Origin of the sequence: Streptomyces sp. Ncost-T10-10d (genome assembly GCF_900091955.1) — a bacterium.
In the GTDB taxonomy this organism is placed as follows: domain Bacteria; phylum Actinomycetota; class Actinomycetes; order Streptomycetales; family Streptomycetaceae; genus Streptomyces.
The window spans coordinates 1-16595 of record NZ_FMDF01000133.1 but is presented as its reverse complement, the minus strand read 5'-3'; the positions used below and the strand labels follow the sequence as shown (position 1 = coordinate 16595).

The following is a 16595-nucleotide window of genomic DNA, read 5'->3' as shown; positions in this document are numbered from 1 at the left end:
AGGAGTGGGGGGCGGTGGCTGCGCTCAGCCCTTGATGGCGCCTGTGAGCACGCCCTTGGTGAAGTAGCGCTGGAGGAACGGGTAGACACAGAGGATCGGTACGACGGCGATCACCAGAACCGCCATCTGTACGGCCTGCTGCGGTGCGAGCACCTCGCCGGCCGAGGCGGCGTTCAGGCTCTGGCCCTGCAGGACATAGGTGCGCAGCACCATGGGCAGCGGCCACTTGTCGGAGTCGTTGAGGTACAGGAGCGAGTTGAAGAAGGCGTTCCAGTACGTCACCGCGTAGAAGAGGCTGATCACGGCGAGGACGGCCTTGGACAGCGGCAGGACGATCCGCACCAGGATGCGGAAGTCTCCGGCTCCGTCGACCTTCGCGGCGTCGTACAGCTCCTCCGGCAGGTTCATGAAGAAGGATCGCAGGACGACCAGGTTGAAGGCGCTGACCAGGGTGGGCATGACGAGCGCCGCGTAGGTGTCGTACAGCCCGAGCCCCTTGACCAGGAGGAAGTTCGGGATGATGCCCGCGTTGAAGAGCATCGTGAAAAGGGCCGTCATCAGGATGAGGCGGGAGCCCGTGACGTCACGGCGGGAGAGTCCGTACGCCATGCCGACGGTGACGAGCAGGCTGGCGAGGGTGCCGAGGACCGTGATGCCGACGGAGACGATCAGCGCGCGGGTGACGACTCCGCCGGTGAAGATGGTGCGGTAGGCGTCCAGGGTGGGGTGGTCCGGCCACAGGACGAGGCCGGAGCTCTTGATGATGTCGGTCTGCGAGGCGAAGCTCGTGCCGATGACGCCGACCAGCGGGTAGGCGACGGCAAGGACGACCACGACGACGGCGACCGCCTTGGCGATCTGCCCGATACGGGTCGGCCGCTCCATCCACGGGGGCCGGCCGTCGGACTTGCGGACAGTGGCGGGCCGGGGCGCCGGTGCGGTGGATTCCGATGTGGCGCGCGTCTTCTCAGCGGTCAGCACCGCGGTACACCCCTTCGTGGCCGAGTCGGTGGGCGAACTTGTTCGCGCCCAGGACGAGTGCGGTGCCGATGACCGCCTTGACGAGCCCGACGGCGGCGGCGACGCCCCAGTCGTTGTCCTTGATGCCGTGGTAGTAGACGTAGGTGTCGAGGACCTCACCGGCGTCCGGGCCGACCGCGTCGCGCTGGAGCAGGATCTGCTCGAAGCCGACGGAGAGGATCTGCCCGAGGTTGAGGATCAGCAGCAGGATGAGTACGGGGGCGATGCCCGGCAGGGTCACGTGCCAGAGGCGGCGCCGCGGGCCCGCGCCGTCGATCGCGGCGGCCTCGTACTGCTGCTTGTCGATGTTCAGCAGCGCGGCGAGGATGATGATCGTGCCCCAGCCGGCGTCCTTCCAGGCCACCTGGAGAGTCAGCAGCCAGGGGAAGGCGTCGGGGTCGCTCATCATGTCGTAGCGCGGCAGCCCCAGACCGCCGAGTACGTCGGGCAGGAGCCCGGCGCCGCCCAGGATCTGCTGGAAGATCGAGACGATGATGACCCAGCCGATGAAGTGCGGCAGATAGACGACACTCTGCACGAAGCGCCTGATGCGGTCGCTGGCGATGCTGTTGAGCAGCAGGGCCAGGGCGACCGGGATCGGGAAGAAGAACACCAGTTGGACGAGGGCGATCTCCAGGGTGTTGAACGTCGCGGACCAGAAGGCCGGCTCACCGAACGCCGCCGAGAAGTTGGCGAACCCCACCCAGACGCTGTGCATGTAGCCGAGGTACGGCTGGTAGTCCTGGAACGCCACGACATAGCCGAGCAGCGGTACGTAGTGGAAAACGACAAAGTACAGCAGGCCGGGCAGGGTGAGCAGCAGCATCACCCGGTCCCGCTTGATCCGCTGCCAGAGCGTCAGCCGGTGCTGTGCGACAACGGCCTGGGCAGCGGGCGGGGAGGGTATTTCAGCCTTCTGCCGCCGCTTCTCCCGCGGCAACGGGGGTGCTGTTTCAGCCATGGTGCGTCCTGTTCGGCTGGGTGGCGCATGGTGAGCCTTCTGGGGCCGCAAGTTAGTAAGCGGTTAACCCAAGCGTCAAGAGATCCGGGCAAATGTCATTGAGACCCGATGTCCTCCGCCATCAAATCCAGCCCAACGAATCAACAAAAATACTTCTCAAGTGGACAGTTGGGGCGGCGGTGAGCTTGACGGTCGACCGTCGTGCTCCTTAGCGTTCCGGTCATTCCATAGAACGCGATTACTATCCGGAGGCAGGGTGCGAACCACCGAAGAGGCACCGGCTCATTCCGGTAGCGATGCTGCGGCACCGCCCCCGCGACGGCCGCGCACGGTCCTGGCCATGAGCCCCGGACTGCTCGACGACGTCTTTCCGCCACCGGTGCGGGCTCGTCTCGAGGAGACCGCCGACCTCATCGACCCGTTCGTGATCAGCGAGTTCGACTCCCCGGACGCCTCCGCGGCGCTGCATGCGGCCGAGGTCCTGCTCACCGGCTGGGGCTGCCCGCCCGTCGACGCGGCGCTGCTGGACCGGGCACCGGCGCTGCGCGCCGTGATCCATGCGGCCGGCACGGTGAAAACGTTTCTGTCCCCGGCCGCGTTCGACCGCGGGATCGTCGTCTCCTCGGCCGCCGCCGCCAATGCCGTACCGGTCGCCGAGTTCACCCTGGCGGCGATCATCCTGGGCGCCAAACGAGTCTTTCCGCTGGCCGGGCTCTTCCGCACCCGGCGCACCCACCGCACCGGCGCCGACCTCGACCGCCAGCACTGGCTCGGCACGCACGGCCTGACCATCGGCATCGTCGGGGCGTCCCGGATCGGCCGCCGGGTCATCGAGCTGCTCCGGGTCCTCGATGCCGAGGTACTGCTGTACGACCCATATGTCAGCGCGGCCGAGGCGGAACTGCTCGGTGTCACCCCGACCGACCTGGACACCCTGGTGGCGACCAGCGACGTGGTGAGCGTCCATGCTCCCGACACGCCGGAGACCCGCGGGCTCATCGACGCCAGGCGGATCGGCCTGATGCGGCCCGGCACCCTGCTCGTCAACACGGCCCGCGGCCCGCTGGTGGACACCGAGGCGCTGACCGGGCACCTGGTCAGCGGGCGGCTGGACGCCGTCCTCGATGTGACATCGCCCGAGCCGCTGCCGGACGACCACCCGCTCTGGGACCTGCCGAACGTCTTCCTCACCCCGCATCTCGCGGGCGCCCAGGGAAACGAGGTGGGACGGCTCGGTGCGCTCGCGGTGGACGAACTGGCGCGGTACGCGCAGGGCACACCGTTCGACCACCCGGTGCACCGGGCCGACCTGGGGAGGATCGCATGAAGTCCGCCCCGGCACAGGCTCTAGGCTCGGCGTCACACAACAGCCACCAGGGGGTGAGCCGGATGCGCCGGCAGAGCACAGCCGCGGACGGACAACGGCGCGCGACGGTCACCGATGTCGCGCGGCGCGCGGGCGTCTCGACGGCCACGGTCTCCCGCGTACTGAACCGCAACTACCCGGTCGCCGAGGCGACCCGGGAGCGTGTCGAGTCCGCGATGCGCGAGCTCGGCTATGTCGTCAACGCCCATGCCCGTGCGCTGGCCGGCGTCTCCAACCGCACCGTCGGCATCATCGTCAACGAGGTCATCGACCCGTTCTACGCGTACATCGCGCGCGGCGTGGAGCGGGAGGCGGCACTCGGCGGACGGCTCTGCCTGGTCTGCTGCACCCAGGGCGACCCGCAGCGCGAGCTGGCCTTCATCGATCTGATGCATGAGCGCAGGGCGGACGCGGTGGTCGTGGTCGGTGGCTCCCTCGCGGACCGCGGCTACACCACCGAGCTGGCCCGCAGGGCGCGCGAGCTGGACGCGGGCGGATCGAAGCTGGTGCTGTGCGGCAGGCCGCCGCTGGGCGAGCAGGCCCCGACCGTCGCGGTCGAGTACGACAACGAGGGCGGCGCCTTCGCCATCACCGACCATCTGCTGATGCAGGGGCACGAGCGGATCCTCTACCTCGGCGGCCCGCCCAAGCTCTCCACCACCCGCGACCGGCTGGCCGGGCACCAGCGGGCCCTTGAGCTGCGTGGCATCACTCCGGACCCCGAGCTGGTCCAGCCCGGTGCCTTCAGCCGTAACTTCGGATACCGGAGGATGGCCGAACTGCTGCGGGAGGGAGCGGACTTCACCGCCGTCTTCGCCGCCAACGACATGGTGGCGGCGGGCGCGGCGCAGGCCCTGGAGGAGGCCGGGGTCCGGGTACCGAAGGACGTGTCCCTGGTGGGGTACGACGACATTCCGGTGGCCCAGGAGCTGCGGCCGCGGCTGACCACCGTCCATGTGCCGCTGGAGGAGATGGGGCGGCAGGCGGTACGACTGGCCGTCACCGGCGGGGACGAGGACGACTGGCGCGAGCCGACCACGGGTGCACTGCGGCTCGGCACCCACATCGTGGTACGCGATTCCGTTGCCCCACGGCCCGGCCGGCCCACCCGGATGTGACCGGTTACTTCCCCCCTGTCCACAGTTGGCCATAGAAAATCACAGTAACTTCCTGACTCCTCTTGCGGCTTAATAGCAACCGCTTACATGCTGGCGCCGAGACACCCGTTCCGCACGCTTCCGCCCCTCACTCGTTTCTGCAGGGAGAGTTCCGCATGCGCATGCCCACAGACTCCGCCGGCCCCTCCACCGCCCCTTCCTCCGCTTCCTCCCCCGTCGGCCGGCGCTCCGTTCTCGCCGCCGCGGCCGGAGCCGGAGCGGCGATCGCCCTGGGCACCGGCACGGCCCGTGCCACGACGGCCGGCATCTCCGTTTCGCAGGGGGCCCGCCCGGTCCACCTGACGCTGACCGCCCGGCCCGCTGCCGAGGCCGAACGGCTGCGGCTCGGACAGGCCCTGCGCGGCTCGGAGTTCCAGCCCACCGGCCTGTACGTTCCGGCCGGTACGCCCCTCTCCCTCACCGTCCAGCCGTACGACGATCTGCTGCCCACCCTCTGGATCGGCGCGTGGGACTACTACGGTGAGATCACCGAGCCCCGCAGCTATCCGCTGACCGCCGGCGCGAACACGGTGACGGACCCGCACGGCGGCCCGGTCTACCTCACCCTGACGGGCCGTGGCGAGCGGGCCGGTGTGCTGGTCCGCTCCGGCGCCGTCCCCATGCCCGTCTTCACCCTGGGCCGAACCTCGGAGGCCGACTACCAGCAGCAGCTGGACACGCTCACCGCTTCGCCGTATGTCGAACTCCACGCGCCGCACACGATCATGACGCTCACCCGCGAGGGTGCGCTGCTGTACCGCGGCGAGAACCATGCCGCACTGCTCGGGCTGGTCGAGACGATCATCGACTCGCATGCCCGGATCAGCGGACTCGACGGCTCGAAGCCGGTGCACCGGCGCAAGGCGGGGCCGTACCACTTCACCGAGGTCAGCAAGGTGCCGGCCGGTGTCGGCGCTTACGCCACACACGGCTACAACGGCTTCCCGCGGGCCTATCTCGACCGGGCCACGACCGTCGAGGGGCTGCGGACCCGCGGCTGGGGGCTTTACCACGAACTCGGTCATCTGCACCAGCAGTTCGCCTACAAGCCCGGCGGTCTGACCGAGGTCACGGTCAACATCTACTCGCTGGCCGCCCAGCGCACCCTGAAGCAGCCGTCCAACCTCCTCACGGTCGACGCGGCGACGGGGCTCACCTACTTCCAGTCCGCACAGCGCAAGTTCGGGACGGCGGGGCTGAGTTACGAGAAGTCCTTCGGCGCGTACGAGAAGCTCGTCCCGCTGCGCCAGCTGGAGCTGGCCTTCGGCGACGACTTCTGGCCCCGGCTGCACAAGCTGGTGCGCGAGGAGAACCCGCAGTCCCAGTACACCGAGAACGACAAGCGCTACCGGGCCCTTGCCACCTACTCCAGCCGCGTCGCCGGCTACGACCTCACGGACTTCTTCGTGAACACCTGGGCGTTCCCGGTCGACGCCACCGGCAAGGCCGAGCTGGCCGCGCTGAACCTGCCGAAGCCCTCCGTCGACCCGTCCACGCTGTCGGACTGACCACCGGCGACAAGGAGCCACTGTGAACCTCAGCAGAAGAACCCTTCTCGCGGCGAGCGGCGCCACGGCCGTCACGGCCGCGACGACGCTCATGACATCGGCCGGCGCCGCGCAGGCGCGGCCCGTCGCTGCCGCATCCGCCGAAGCCGCGGCGACCGCCGACTTCGACACCCTCCTCCGGCGCGCCGAAACGCTGCTCACCGGCGGCGAGTTCGACCCGGCCGACACCGACTTCACAGCGGCGCTCGCCGCCCTGTCCACCACGGCCGAGGGGCTCTGGGACGCCCTCGACCGCGGCGCCGGACGGACCGCGCTCTGGCCCGACCTCGCACCGCTCACCGACCCGGGCAACTTCGGTCAGAGCTACACCCGGCTGCGCACGATCGCGGTCGCCTGGGCGACCGCGGGCACCTCCCTCGCCGGGAGCACGGAGGTGGCGGACGCCCTCGTGGCCGCGCTGCGCTTCACGTACGACACCGCGTACAACCCGGCGAAGCGCGAGACCGGCAACTGGTGGTTCTGGGAGATCGGCGCCCCGCGTGCCCTGATGGACTGCTCCGTCATCCTCCGCGACCGGCTTCCCGCAGCCGATCTGACGGACTATCTGTCGGTGGTCGACCGGTTCTGCCCGGACGCGGACCGTCGTACCAACTCCCCCTCGCTCGCGGAGACCGGCGCGAACCGCACCGACAAGGCCGTCATCGTGGCGCTGCGCGGACTGCTGGGGCAGGACGCCGGCAAGCTGGCCTCCGCCCGTGACGCACTCTCCGATGTGCGCGACTCGGGCCGCAACAGCCTTTTCCGTTACACGAGTTCGGGTGACGGTTTCTACGAGGACGGCTCGTTCGTCCAGCACGACGTGGTCGCGTACACCGGTTCGTACGGCGTCGTGCTGCTGGGCGGGACGGCCTATCTGCTGGCGCTGCTGGCGGGCTCGGAGTGGGCGGTCGCCGACCCGAAGGTGTCGGTGATGTACGAGGCCGTCGAGCGGACCTTCGCTCCGGTGATCTTCGACGGGCTGATGATGGACTCGGTGCGCGGCCGGGCGATCTCCCGGGAGCGCGCCGGGGACCACCGCGACGGTGCGACAGCCGTCGCCGCGATCCTGCTCCTCGCGACCGGCGCACCCGCCGAGTACGCGGGGCGCTGGCGGGCGCTGGTCAAGGGCTGGCTGACCCGTAATCGCACCACTCCCTTCACGGCTCTCGCGACGCTTCCCCAGCTCGCCCTGGCGAAAGCCGTCCTGAACGACCGGACCGTGAAGGCCGGGGCTCGTACGACCGGCACCTTCGTCTTCGCCGACATGGACCGCGTCGTGCACCGCCGTCCCGGCTGGGCCTGCGCGCTGTCGCTCTCGTCGAAGCAGATCTCGGCGTACGAGGCGGGCAACGGCGAGAATCTGCACGGCTGGTACACCGGCGACGGCATGACGTATCTGTACGACGGCGACGACCTGGGGCAGTTCAACGACGGCTTCTGGCCCACCGTCGATCCGTACCGGCTCCCCGGCACCACGGTCGACACCCGGCAACGGACCGATCTCGGCACGGGCGCCGGTACGTCCACCTACCGTCCGACGAACGCCGTCGCGGGCGGGGCCGTACTGGACGGCCGGTACGGGGCCGCCGCGATGGAGGTGATCGGCCCCCAGGGCACCACCCTGCGGGCCAAGAAGTCCTGGTTCCTGCTGGACAACGCGGTGATCGCGCTCGGCTCGGGCATCACCGCGAGCGACGGCCGGCCGGTGGAGACGATCGTCGAGAACCGCAATCTCGGCACGGACGGCGACAACCGGCTGCTGATCGACGGGATCCGTCAGCCCGTCGAGCAGGGCTGGTCCCAGGACTTCGGCCGGGCACGGTGGGCACACGTCGACGGCGTGGGCGGCTATGTCTTCCCCGAAGACACCGCCCTGCATGCCCTGCGGGAGCAGCGCACCGGCACCTGGCGGGACATCGACACCGGGGCCGACACGGGCGGCAGCACCGATCCCGTGACCCGCCGCTATCTCACGCTCCGGGTCGATCACGGCATCTCCCCCACCGACGCCCGGTACGCCTATGTGCTGCTGCCCGGCGCATCGGCGGCGGCGACCGCGGTCTGGTCGCACTCCCGGCCGGTCCGGATCGTCGCCAACGATGCCACCGCGCAGGCCGTGGAGGTGCGCCGGGCAGGACTGACCGCGGTGAACTTCTGGGGCGCCGGGACCGCGGCCGGGATCACGGCCTCCGGTCCGGCGTCGGTGCTCGTGCAGCGCCGGGGCGGACACATCTCCGTCGCGGTCGCCGACCCGGGCCGGACGCTCACCACGCTCTCGGTCGAGCTGCCGTTCCACGTACGGTCGGTGGTGGACACCGATGACACGGTGAGCCTCGTACCGGGCCGCAGGCCCGTACTCACCGTCGCCGTCGGCGGCTCGCGCGGCCACACCCACCGAGCCGAACTCATCCAGTAATCCACCCCTTCGCACCCCTTCCGAGGAGCAGCACCACCATGTCCGTCGCACCGCATCTGCAACTGCCGCCGCCCGACCGGATCCTGTCCTCCCGTACCGGCTGGACCCGGGCCCACTGGGAGGCGACGGCCGACCGGATGCTGGACGCGCTGGTGCCGTACGCGACACCCGGCTTCGCGCAGTACCGGCTGCCGGGCCGCAACAGCTGGTCGGGGGTCGTCTCGGACGGTCTCGAGGGATTCGCCCGGTCGTTCCTGCTCGCCGCCTGCCGGATCGCGGGTGCGGGCGGGGCGGCCGACCCCGCATTGATCGAGCGGTACACAGCGGGCCTGGCGGCGGGCACGGACCCCCGCAGCGGTGAGTCCTGGCCGCGGCTGACGGACTGTTCGCAGCAGATGGTGGAGGCGGCGTCGGTCGCGGTCGCACTGCACGAGACCCGGCCGTGGATCTGGGACCGGCTGGACGCCCGGGTCCAGGAACGGGTCGTCGACTGGTTCTCCGGGTTCGTCGGCGGGCGTACCTGGGACAACAACTGGCGGCTCTTCCAGGTGGTGTCCGAGCAGTTCCTCGCCTCGGTCGGCGCCCCCTACAGCCGCTCCGACATCGAGAGCAATCTGGACAGGATCGAGGACTGGTACGTCGGCGACGGCTGGTACACCGACGGCGACGGCCGGAACTTCGACTACTACATCGGCTGGGCCATGCATCTGTACCCGCTGCTGTGGTCGCGGATCGCGGGCGCCGACGACGGGGGCAGGACCGAGGTCTACCGGCAGCGGCTCAGTCGGTTCCTGGAGGACTACCCGCACTTCTTCGGCTCCGACGGTGCGCCGGTCCACCAGGGCCGTTCACTGACGTACCGGTTCGCCGCACTCGCACCGGTGTGGATGGGGGCGCTGGCCGACTGCACCCCGCTCGCGCCGGGGCTCACTCGCCGGCTCGCCTCGGGCACGATGCGGCACTTCGCGGAGCGTGGTGTGCCGGACGAGCGGGGGCTGCTGGCGCTCGGCTGGTACGACACGTTCCTGCCGAGCACCCAGCCGTACTCCGGTCCCGCCTCACCGTACTGGGCGAGCAAGGGTTTCCTCGGGCTGCTGCTCCCGGCGGACCATCCGGTGTGGACGGCACGGGAACTCCCGCTGCCCGTCGAGGAGTCCGACCAGTACACCGCGCTGCCCGCACCCGGCTGGCTGCTCCACGGCACCCGCGACGACGGCATCGTGCGGCTCATCAATCACGGCAGCGACCACAATCCGCCGTACGACGAGGCGGCCGACCCGTCCGAGGGTGCGGACGATCCGCACTACGCGAAGTTCGCCTACTCGACGGCGACGGCCCCCGAAGCCGCCCCGCACGCCGTGACACGCTCTATCGACAACCATCTGGCACTCGTCGCCTCGGACGGCACGCCGTCGCTGCGCCGCCGGATCCATCCGCTGCGCTGCGAGGACCGCGTCGCCGCCTCCTGGTACGCGGCCCGGCTGCCCGGTGCCGACCGCCCGTACCGGATCGAGACGACGAGTGTGCTGCACGGCCCGTGGGAGATCCGGGTGCACCGGGTCGAAGCGCCCAAGGGTGCGGTGGTGCGGGAGGGCGGTCACGCGGTCGCTCATGCGGAGAGCCCGTTCGCCCTGTCGGGTCCCGACTGGGCGCTCGCCCGTACGGCCGACGGTCTGAGCAGCGCCCTGATCGCACTGTACGGCTGGGACGGCGGTGCCGAGGGGGCCGCTGTCGCGCGTGACGTCCAGTCCAATGCATACGGACCGCGTTCCGCGATCCCCTATCTGCGCAGCCGACCGCACCCGGGCGGGCAGAGCATCCATGTATCGCTCGTCGCCCTCTCCCAGGACACCGTTCATCCGGAGGCGCTGCGCGACTCGGTGCGGGTGCGAGCAGGTGCGGACTCGGTGGTACTGACGTTCTTGGACAGTACGACGGTCGAGATCTGAAGACGGTCGAGATCTGAAGACGGTCGAGGCCTGAAGACGGTCGAGGTCACATCGTGGTCAAGGCCTGGTCGCGGCCGAGGACTCTTCACGGACCGGGCCGCCGTGGGCCGCCCGGTCAGATCCCGATGCTGTTGTCCTCCCGCCGATGAATGTGGCCGACGAGTTCCTGCGCGAGGGACTTGATCGTGTCGAGCCCTGCCCTGCCCCACGGGCGGGGCACGGTGTCGATCGCACAGACGGCGCCCAGGGCGATGCCCGTGCGATCGATGAGGGGCGCACCGAGGTAGGAGCGGATGCCTATTTCGTCGACTACCGGATTCCCGGCGAACCGTGGGTAGTCGCAGACGTCCTCCAGGACGAGCGCCTTGCGCCGTACGACGACATGCGGGCAGTAGCCGCGGTCGAGGGCCACATACCGGCCGCCGCGGCCGCTGCCCGCGGCCGTGGCGCCCAGGTCGAAGCCCTTGTGCGGGCCGGCCGGCATGTGCAGTCCGGCGTGGAACTGCCGGTTGCCGTCGATGAAGTTGACCATCGAGAAGGGCACCCCGGTCACTTCGGCCACCCGGTCGGCGAAGGCGTCGAAGTTGTCGAACGAGGCATCGGCACGTTCCCCGAGGCCCAGGGTCCGTAGCCGCTCGGTACGCACAAACGCGTCCCGGTCGACAGGCGTGAGCAGCATCCGGCCGCCGGCATGCGGGGTCACGGGTGTGCTCCGAAGCCGGACAACGGGGCCGGGGCGGAGGTGGCATTGATCAGGTGCTGGACCAGTGTGACCAGTGTCCCGGTGCCGGAGCTGGCGATCCGGGCGTCGCAGAGCACGACCGGTACGTCCGGCCCCAGGTCGAGCGCGGCCCGTACCTCCTCGGGTGCGTAGCGGTAGGCGCCGTCGAACTCGTTCACTGCGACGATGAATCCGATGCCGCGCCGCTCGAAGAAGTCGACGGCGGCGAAGCACTCCGCGAGCCTGCGGGTGTCCGCGATCACGACCGCTCCGAGCGCCCCCTGGGAGAGCTCGTCCCACATGAACCAGAAGCGTTCCTGGCCCGGGGTGCCGAACAGATAGAGCACATGCTGCTCGTCGAGCGTGATGCGGCCGAAGTCCATCGCCACGGTGGTGGAGGTCTTGGACTCGATGCCGTCGAGGCTGTCGGTGGCGGCGCTGACCTGGGTCAGCAGCTCTTCCGTGCTCAGCGGTGCGATTTCGCTGACCGCGCCGACGAAGGTCGTCTTGCCGACGCCGAACCCGCCTGCAACCAGCACTTTGAGCGCGACGGGAAAACCTTCGGAGCCACCGGAGCCATAGGTGTCGCCGGAGTCATAGGCGCCACCGGGGTCTCCGTAGCCTTCCGGACGGCCATGCCTTGCGCGGCTTGCGTGGCTTCCGAAGCCTTCGGGGCTTGCGCTGTTCTCGTACGCGGCGGAGCTGCCGAAGCCGTCAGAGCTGTCGTCGTAAGCCATCGAGCACTGCCTCCAGCAGAGATCGGTCGGTGGGCATGTCATGGAAGGCGGGCGGGTGCGCGGTGACTGCCCCGCAGTCCACCAGATCGGAGACGAGCACCTTGGTGACGACTGCGGGCAGCCGCAGATGGGCGGCGATCTCGGCCACCGAGGTGGGGCCACCGCACAGCCCCAGCGCGACGGAGTGCTCGGGACCGAGATGGATCTGCGGCTCGGTCCCGGTGGCCATCACCAGGGAGAGCAGGTCGAGCACGGTCGTCGGACGGGTACGGCCGTTGCTCACGGTGTACGGGCGGATGAGCCGACCTGCCGCGTCGTCGAGCAACGGCCCGTCCTGCGGACCCGACACCCTCACAACCCCGTGACGCTCGGTGTCCCGGCCGCTTGTCTCGCCGGAGTCGTCAGATAGGGCCGGACGCTCTTGACCAGCATGGTCATCTCGTAGCCGAGCACCGCCGCGTCCGCCTCGCGGCCGGCGAGAACGGCGAGGCAGGTGCCCGACCCGGCGGTGGAGACGAACAGCAGTGTGGAGTCGAGCTCGACCACCACCTGTCTTACGTCGCCGCTGTCGCCGAATCGCGCGCCGGCACTGCGGCCGAGCGAGTACAGGCCGGCGGCCAGTGCCGCCATGTGGTCGGCGCTGTCGGCGTCCATGCCATGGAGGGATTTCACCAGCCCGTCGGCGGAGAGGAGGACTGCGCTGCGTGTGTACGGCACGCGCTGGACCAGTCCGCTCAGCAGCCAGTCGAGATCCGAGACCTGACCGGACGACATATCGGTCGCCATGGTGCATCTACTCCTTGGAGGTATTCGCTTCGAGGGTGTCGGTGGCCGGGGCCGCGTCCTGATCCGGGGCCGGATCCAGGGCCGGATCCGGGACCGGATGGTGCGATGCGACGGTCGCGATGAATCCGCGGACCGGCAGCGGTCCGCGCGGGGTCCGGGCCTGCCAGGTCTGCGGGACCGCCGTTCCACGGCTCGTGTCCGGGCCCCGTTCGGTGTCCGCCTCGGATTCGCTACGGGCCTCCGCGAGTTCGATGCCCCGGCGGAAGGCTGCCATGAGTCCCGGGTCGTGCAGGGCTTGTTCGTCCTCGGTGCGCGGGGCCGGTGCCTCCCTGAGCTGCGGAACCAGGTGCTCCTGGTTGGCACGCCTGGGGAGTTGGGGCCTGCCCATGGTGCCGCGTACGACTCCGGGCTCGGAGTGGAGCGCCGTAGCGGTTTCATCCGGGCGCCGGATTCCCGGACGGGCATCGGCCGGAGTGGGGCGGTCGAGGCGCTCGGCGCGCAGTGGGAGCGGTGGTGCTTCGCCCTCGCGTCCCGCCTGCTGGCTCGGTTGATGCAGGCGGAGCGGTTGAGTGGGTACGTACGGCTGCCGGTTGGCGCTCGCCCGCGGGGCCGGTGACGGGCCCGGACCGGCGCCCGGTCCGGAATTCAGGGGCGGGTTCGGCTTGCGGTGGCTTCCGGTTTCGCCCTCGGCCGGCGGACGGTGTACGGGCCCCGGGGGCGGGACCGGAGCCGCGTCGGCCTCGGCCGGAGCGTCCCCGCCCACGCCCAGCAGGGACTGCGGGAGAACGAGTACGGCCTGCGTGCCTCCATAGATGTTGCTCTGCAGCCTGACCGCGATGCCGTGCCGTCGGGCGAGTGACGCGACGACGAACAGGCCGATCCGCCCGTCCTGCAGGAGATGGGACACATTGACCTGGTCGGGGTCGGCGAGCAGGGCGTTCATCCGCTTCTGCTCGTTGCCCGGCATGCCCAGGCCCCGGTCCTCGACCTCCAGGGCCAGCCCCGCAGCGACCTGCTGGGCACGGAGCAGCACTTGGGTGTGCGGGGCGGAGAACACGGTGGCGTTCTCCACGAGTTCGGCCAGAAGATGGATCACGTCGGCCACGGCGTGTCCGCGCAGCGTGCCGTCGATCGGCGGGACCAGTTTGACCCGCGGGTACTGTTCCACCTCGGCGATCGCCGAGCGCAGCACCTCCGTCATGCTGACCGGATTGCTCCACTGGCGCCGCGAGACGGCGCCACCGAGGACGGCGAGGTTCTCCGCATGCCTGCGGATGCGGGTGGCGAGATGGTCGACATGGAAGAGGCCTTTGAGCAGATCGGGGTCCTCGACCTCGTGCTCCAGCTCGTCGAGCAGTTGGATCTCGCGGTGTACGAGCGACTGCAGTCGGCGGGCGAGATTGACGAAAACTTCGACCTTCTGATCCTCGCCGGTGTGGTCGGAGAGCCGGGACGCCTCCATGACCGCGACCAGGGCGACTTCCTGCTGGCGGCCGAGTTCCTGCGCGAGCAGCTCGAAGGCGTCGCTGCCGGGCGGGGCGGGCTGCGCGGGTCTGCGTGCGGGCACGGGTTCGCCGTTGCGGAGCTGTTCCACCACCCGCTGAAGTTCGGCCCGGCCCAGTGCGCTGGTGCGGCGGAGCGCCAGGCAGCGGAGGAAGACGGTGGTGGCGACTCGGTTGGCGGCCAAGTACGCGGCCAGCACGGCGGCGACGGCCAGTGCACCGGCCCCGCCCAGTGCCGTCCACAGTTCGGTGGACGGCCGGGCTCCGGTGGAGCGGACGGTGAAGATGACCGCTGCGGCTCCGCTCAGCACCGCGGCAACGGTCGGCAGCATCGCGGCGCGCAGGAGTTGGGGGCGAATACGCGCCTCGGGGGATGGCTGGGCGGCGCGCGGCCTGGCCGTGGCCGAGTGGGAACGGGCACCCGGTCGGCCGTGCCGTCCGCCCTCTCGGCGTTCCGGTCGCGCTTCGGGTGCGCGAAGTTGAGACATCAGTGTCCTCGGTACGTGGGGCACCAGGAATCGGCGTTCATGCGGTGGCACCTACGGTGGTCGGTCAGGCTCGGTTTCTCGGTCGGGCAGGCTCGAAAGACATGAACCCACCGTTGATCACCGGACACACACAGTAGTCGTCCATCACGCAGGAGCGACGGGCAGTTGTCGAACTTGCCCGCCATCCGTCCCGCTCTGGTATGACCTCTCGCACGAGAGACCGATTACTTCGCATTCGCACCTGGTCGACGAACACCCGAACGGCCTACAGGGGCGAACCCCTGAACACACGGAACGGCTCGGCCCGTCCGGTCCTGCCGGATGGGCCGAGCCGTCCGACTCCGTACAAGACTCGGAGCCGGCCTCACCGTCTCCGGAGGCCGGCTCCGAGGAGGGCGCCTGCGGCAAATGAGGCGATCGATCTGCCCTTGCCGCCACTCACCCGGCCTGTTGCAGAGCCATACCGACGCTCAACCTATGCGCAGGCCCTGTCGAAGGCGCGATCCGCTGCCTGCACCCACGCTTCCCAGTAGGCGTCGGTGTGATTCTGGCTCCGGTCCGGCATGGGCCGCTCGCTGCAGCTCGTCTCGGCCGCGTCGCGGCCGGCCAGGTCTCCTGCTATGCGGCCCTGCACCCGGTCGTTCCTGTCGCCCGTCCCCGTGGTCGAACTGGGCTGGGCCGTCCCGGTGTCGGGCTGGACCATCCTGCAGTTCACGAAGATGTTGCTCTGGTCCTCGTTGACGGCGAGAACGGTGTAGTCGACGTTCTTCTGGAAGCGCTTCAGCAAGAAGTTTCCGTTCGCGTCGACGTTCAAGGGCTCGGTGGACTCACCGTCGTTGAGGTTCCGCGGAGCGGTGAAGCCCTCACCGGAGATGGTGACGAACGTCCCGTTTGCCGCGGGCGTGACCGTGCAACTCGCAGCAGGCACTGCGCCGGCGGTCGGCGCGAAGACGATCGCGCCGGACAGTGCGAGTGAGGACGCGAGCAGAGAAACCACGGCGCGTCGAGGGTGCAGATGCATGATGGTGCTCCCATCGGAGAGGCGTGGAACAGCCGACCGCAGTGGCGTCGGCGCTCATCGCCGCGAGCACTGCGCGGCGGCGTGCGGGGCGGGCGGGCGGGCGGGCAACTCAAGATCCTCAACTCCGGCCACCGCGTCACACAGGCGGCAGTCCGGAGGCCGGAAGGCGCCCGCCCCTACATGCTGCCCTGCCCTCGGCGGGGTGTCGACCGGGGGCGGGCGGGCCGCTCGCCCGGAGCCGCTCCCCGTGCCTGCGGCGCCACGGCTCCCGCCGGATCTCGGTGAGCCCGACGCGGCCCGGTCATACTGCCCACCAGTACGACGCGCACTCATGGCGCGGGTCCGGACACATGGAGCCCCACCCCGCACGTTGAGCCGAAGGAGTGGGGCCCGGTATCAGGACTTCGTGATTTCTCGTCCCTGTCCCGCGTCACCGTTCGCCTGCAAGATCGAGGCCGAGATCGAGGCTGTCCGGAGCAACGTCCGTCGGCTCGGTACGGCGCCAGGGGTGTGCGATCGGGGCAGCCACGGCCCGCCACCAAGGATCGACGGGGGGCGCCCGGGTCGGTCTGGACTCCGATTCCCGGCGTAGCCTGCCTGCGCCGGTCATCGCTGGTCGACATCGGCCTCGCCCTGGCACAGACGCTTCCGGCATCCGGCCACGTCGCTGCCGTCCCGGTCGGCGGCCTGATCCAGCACTGAAAGGCCATCAACGTCCGGGCCCGCTGCCCCGCAGGCGGCGACGTTCGCCAGTGGGGCGGTCGGCAGGTCCTCGACGTGCCCTCTTCGGATCGCAGCGACCAGTTCCGTGGCCGCGGTGTGGGGCCGAATCACCTTGCTACAGGGGCATGAATCACACCGATGCGCGCCCCCTGCGCCCCGACCCTGGAGTCAGAACAACTCCATGAACTGGAGCCAGAACAA

General features: G+C 69.9%; 13 protein-coding genes and 1 pseudogene. 6 read left to right on the top strand and 8 right to left on the bottom strand.

Annotated features, from left to right (window positions below; translation table 11 throughout):
- Nucleotides 1–24: 24 nt before the first annotated feature.
- Together GA0115254_RS21600 and GA0115254_RS21595 are read right to left on the bottom strand one after the other, a co-directional pair.
- Complete coding sequence (locus GA0115254_RS21600) at nt 25–885, bottom strand: carbohydrate ABC transporter permease (RefSeq protein WP_093897001.1); 861 nt, start codon at nt 883–885, stop codon at nt 25–27.
- A gap of 82 nt (nt 886–967) precedes the next feature.
- Nucleotides 968–1981, bottom strand: coding sequence for an ABC transporter permease (locus GA0115254_RS21595; RefSeq protein WP_093896942.1), 1014 nt, complete (start codon nt 1979–1981; stop codon nt 968–970).
- Between the two features lie 340 nt (nt 1982–2321).
- Between GA0115254_RS21595 and GA0115254_RS21590 the strand changes: the two genes are divergently transcribed.
- The 5 genes from GA0115254_RS21590 to GA0115254_RS21570 all read left to right on the top strand — a co-directional run bounded on the left by GA0115254_RS21590 (nt 2322) and on the right by GA0115254_RS21570 (nt 10416).
- Nucleotides 2322–3308, top strand: coding sequence for a hydroxyacid dehydrogenase (locus tag GA0115254_RS21590; protein ID WP_176740236.1), 987 nt, complete (start codon nt 2322–2324; stop codon nt 3306–3308).
- A gap of 62 nt (nt 3309–3370) precedes the next feature.
- On the top strand, nt 3371–4465 hold the full coding sequence (locus tag GA0115254_RS21585; protein ID WP_093896940.1) for a LacI family DNA-binding transcriptional regulator: 1095 nt from the start codon (nt 3371–3373) through the stop codon (nt 4463–4465).
- Nucleotides 4466–4626: 161 nt separating this feature from the next.
- The gene (locus GA0115254_RS21580) at nt 4627–6012 is read left to right on the top strand and encodes a M60 family metallopeptidase (protein ID WP_370740921.1); all 1386 of its coding nucleotides are present in this window, start codon (nt 4627–4629) and stop codon (nt 6010–6012) included.
- Between the two features lie 22 nt (nt 6013–6034).
- Nucleotides 6035–8467 carry a polysaccharide lyase 8 family protein gene (locus GA0115254_RS21575; RefSeq protein ID WP_093896938.1) on the top strand — a complete coding sequence of 811 codons (2433 nt, stop codon included), beginning with the start codon at nt 6035–6037 and terminating at the stop codon, nt 8465–8467.
- A gap of 38 nt (nt 8468–8505) precedes the next feature.
- Nucleotides 8506–10416 carry a DUF2264 domain-containing protein gene (locus tag GA0115254_RS21570; protein ID WP_093896937.1) on the top strand — a complete coding sequence of 637 codons (1911 nt, stop codon included), beginning with the start codon at nt 8506–8508 and terminating at the stop codon, nt 10414–10416.
- A gap of 115 nt (nt 10417–10531) precedes the next feature.
- Here GA0115254_RS21570 and GA0115254_RS21565 read toward each other — a convergent pair whose 3' ends face one another.
- From GA0115254_RS21565 to GA0115254_RS21540, 6 genes are all read right to left on the bottom strand, one after another.
- Nucleotides 10532–11119, bottom strand: coding sequence for a GAF domain-containing protein (locus GA0115254_RS21565; RefSeq protein WP_093896936.1), 588 nt, complete (start codon nt 11117–11119; stop codon nt 10532–10534).
- Nucleotides 11116–11874 (bottom strand): GTP-binding protein, encoded by a 759-nt coding sequence (locus GA0115254_RS21560; protein ID WP_093896935.1) that lies wholly within the window; start codon nt 11872–11874, stop codon nt 11116–11118. The genes GA0115254_RS21565 and GA0115254_RS21560 overlap by 4 nt, the downstream gene beginning before the upstream one ends.
- Complete coding sequence (locus tag GA0115254_RS21555) at nt 11852–12223, bottom strand: DUF742 domain-containing protein (protein WP_093896934.1); 372 nt, start codon at nt 12221–12223, stop codon at nt 11852–11854. Before GA0115254_RS21555 ends, GA0115254_RS21560 begins: the two co-directional genes overlap by 23 nt.
- A 2-nt stretch (nt 12224–12225) precedes the next feature.
- Nucleotides 12226–12660 (bottom strand): roadblock/LC7 domain-containing protein, encoded by a 435-nt coding sequence (locus tag GA0115254_RS21550; RefSeq protein ID WP_093896933.1) that lies wholly within the window; start codon nt 12658–12660, stop codon nt 12226–12228.
- 7 nt (nt 12661–12667) lie between these two features.
- Nucleotides 12668–14650: a sensor histidine kinase gene (locus GA0115254_RS21545; RefSeq protein ID WP_093896932.1), complete on the bottom strand. Its 1983-nt coding sequence runs from the start codon at nt 14648–14650 to the stop codon at nt 12668–12670.
- A gap of 475 nt (nt 14651–15125) precedes the next feature.
- Entirely contained in the window at nt 15126–15671 is a 546-nt protein-coding gene (locus GA0115254_RS21540) for a hypothetical protein (protein ID WP_141720889.1), read from the bottom strand.
- Between the two features lie 561 nt (nt 15672–16232).
- Here GA0115254_RS21540 and GA0115254_RS46345 point away from each other — a divergent pair.
- Nucleotides 16233–16373: pseudogene (locus GA0115254_RS46345) on the top strand (NUDIX hydrolase); the annotation flags it as partial.
- Nucleotides 16374–16595 lie beyond the last annotated feature (222 nt).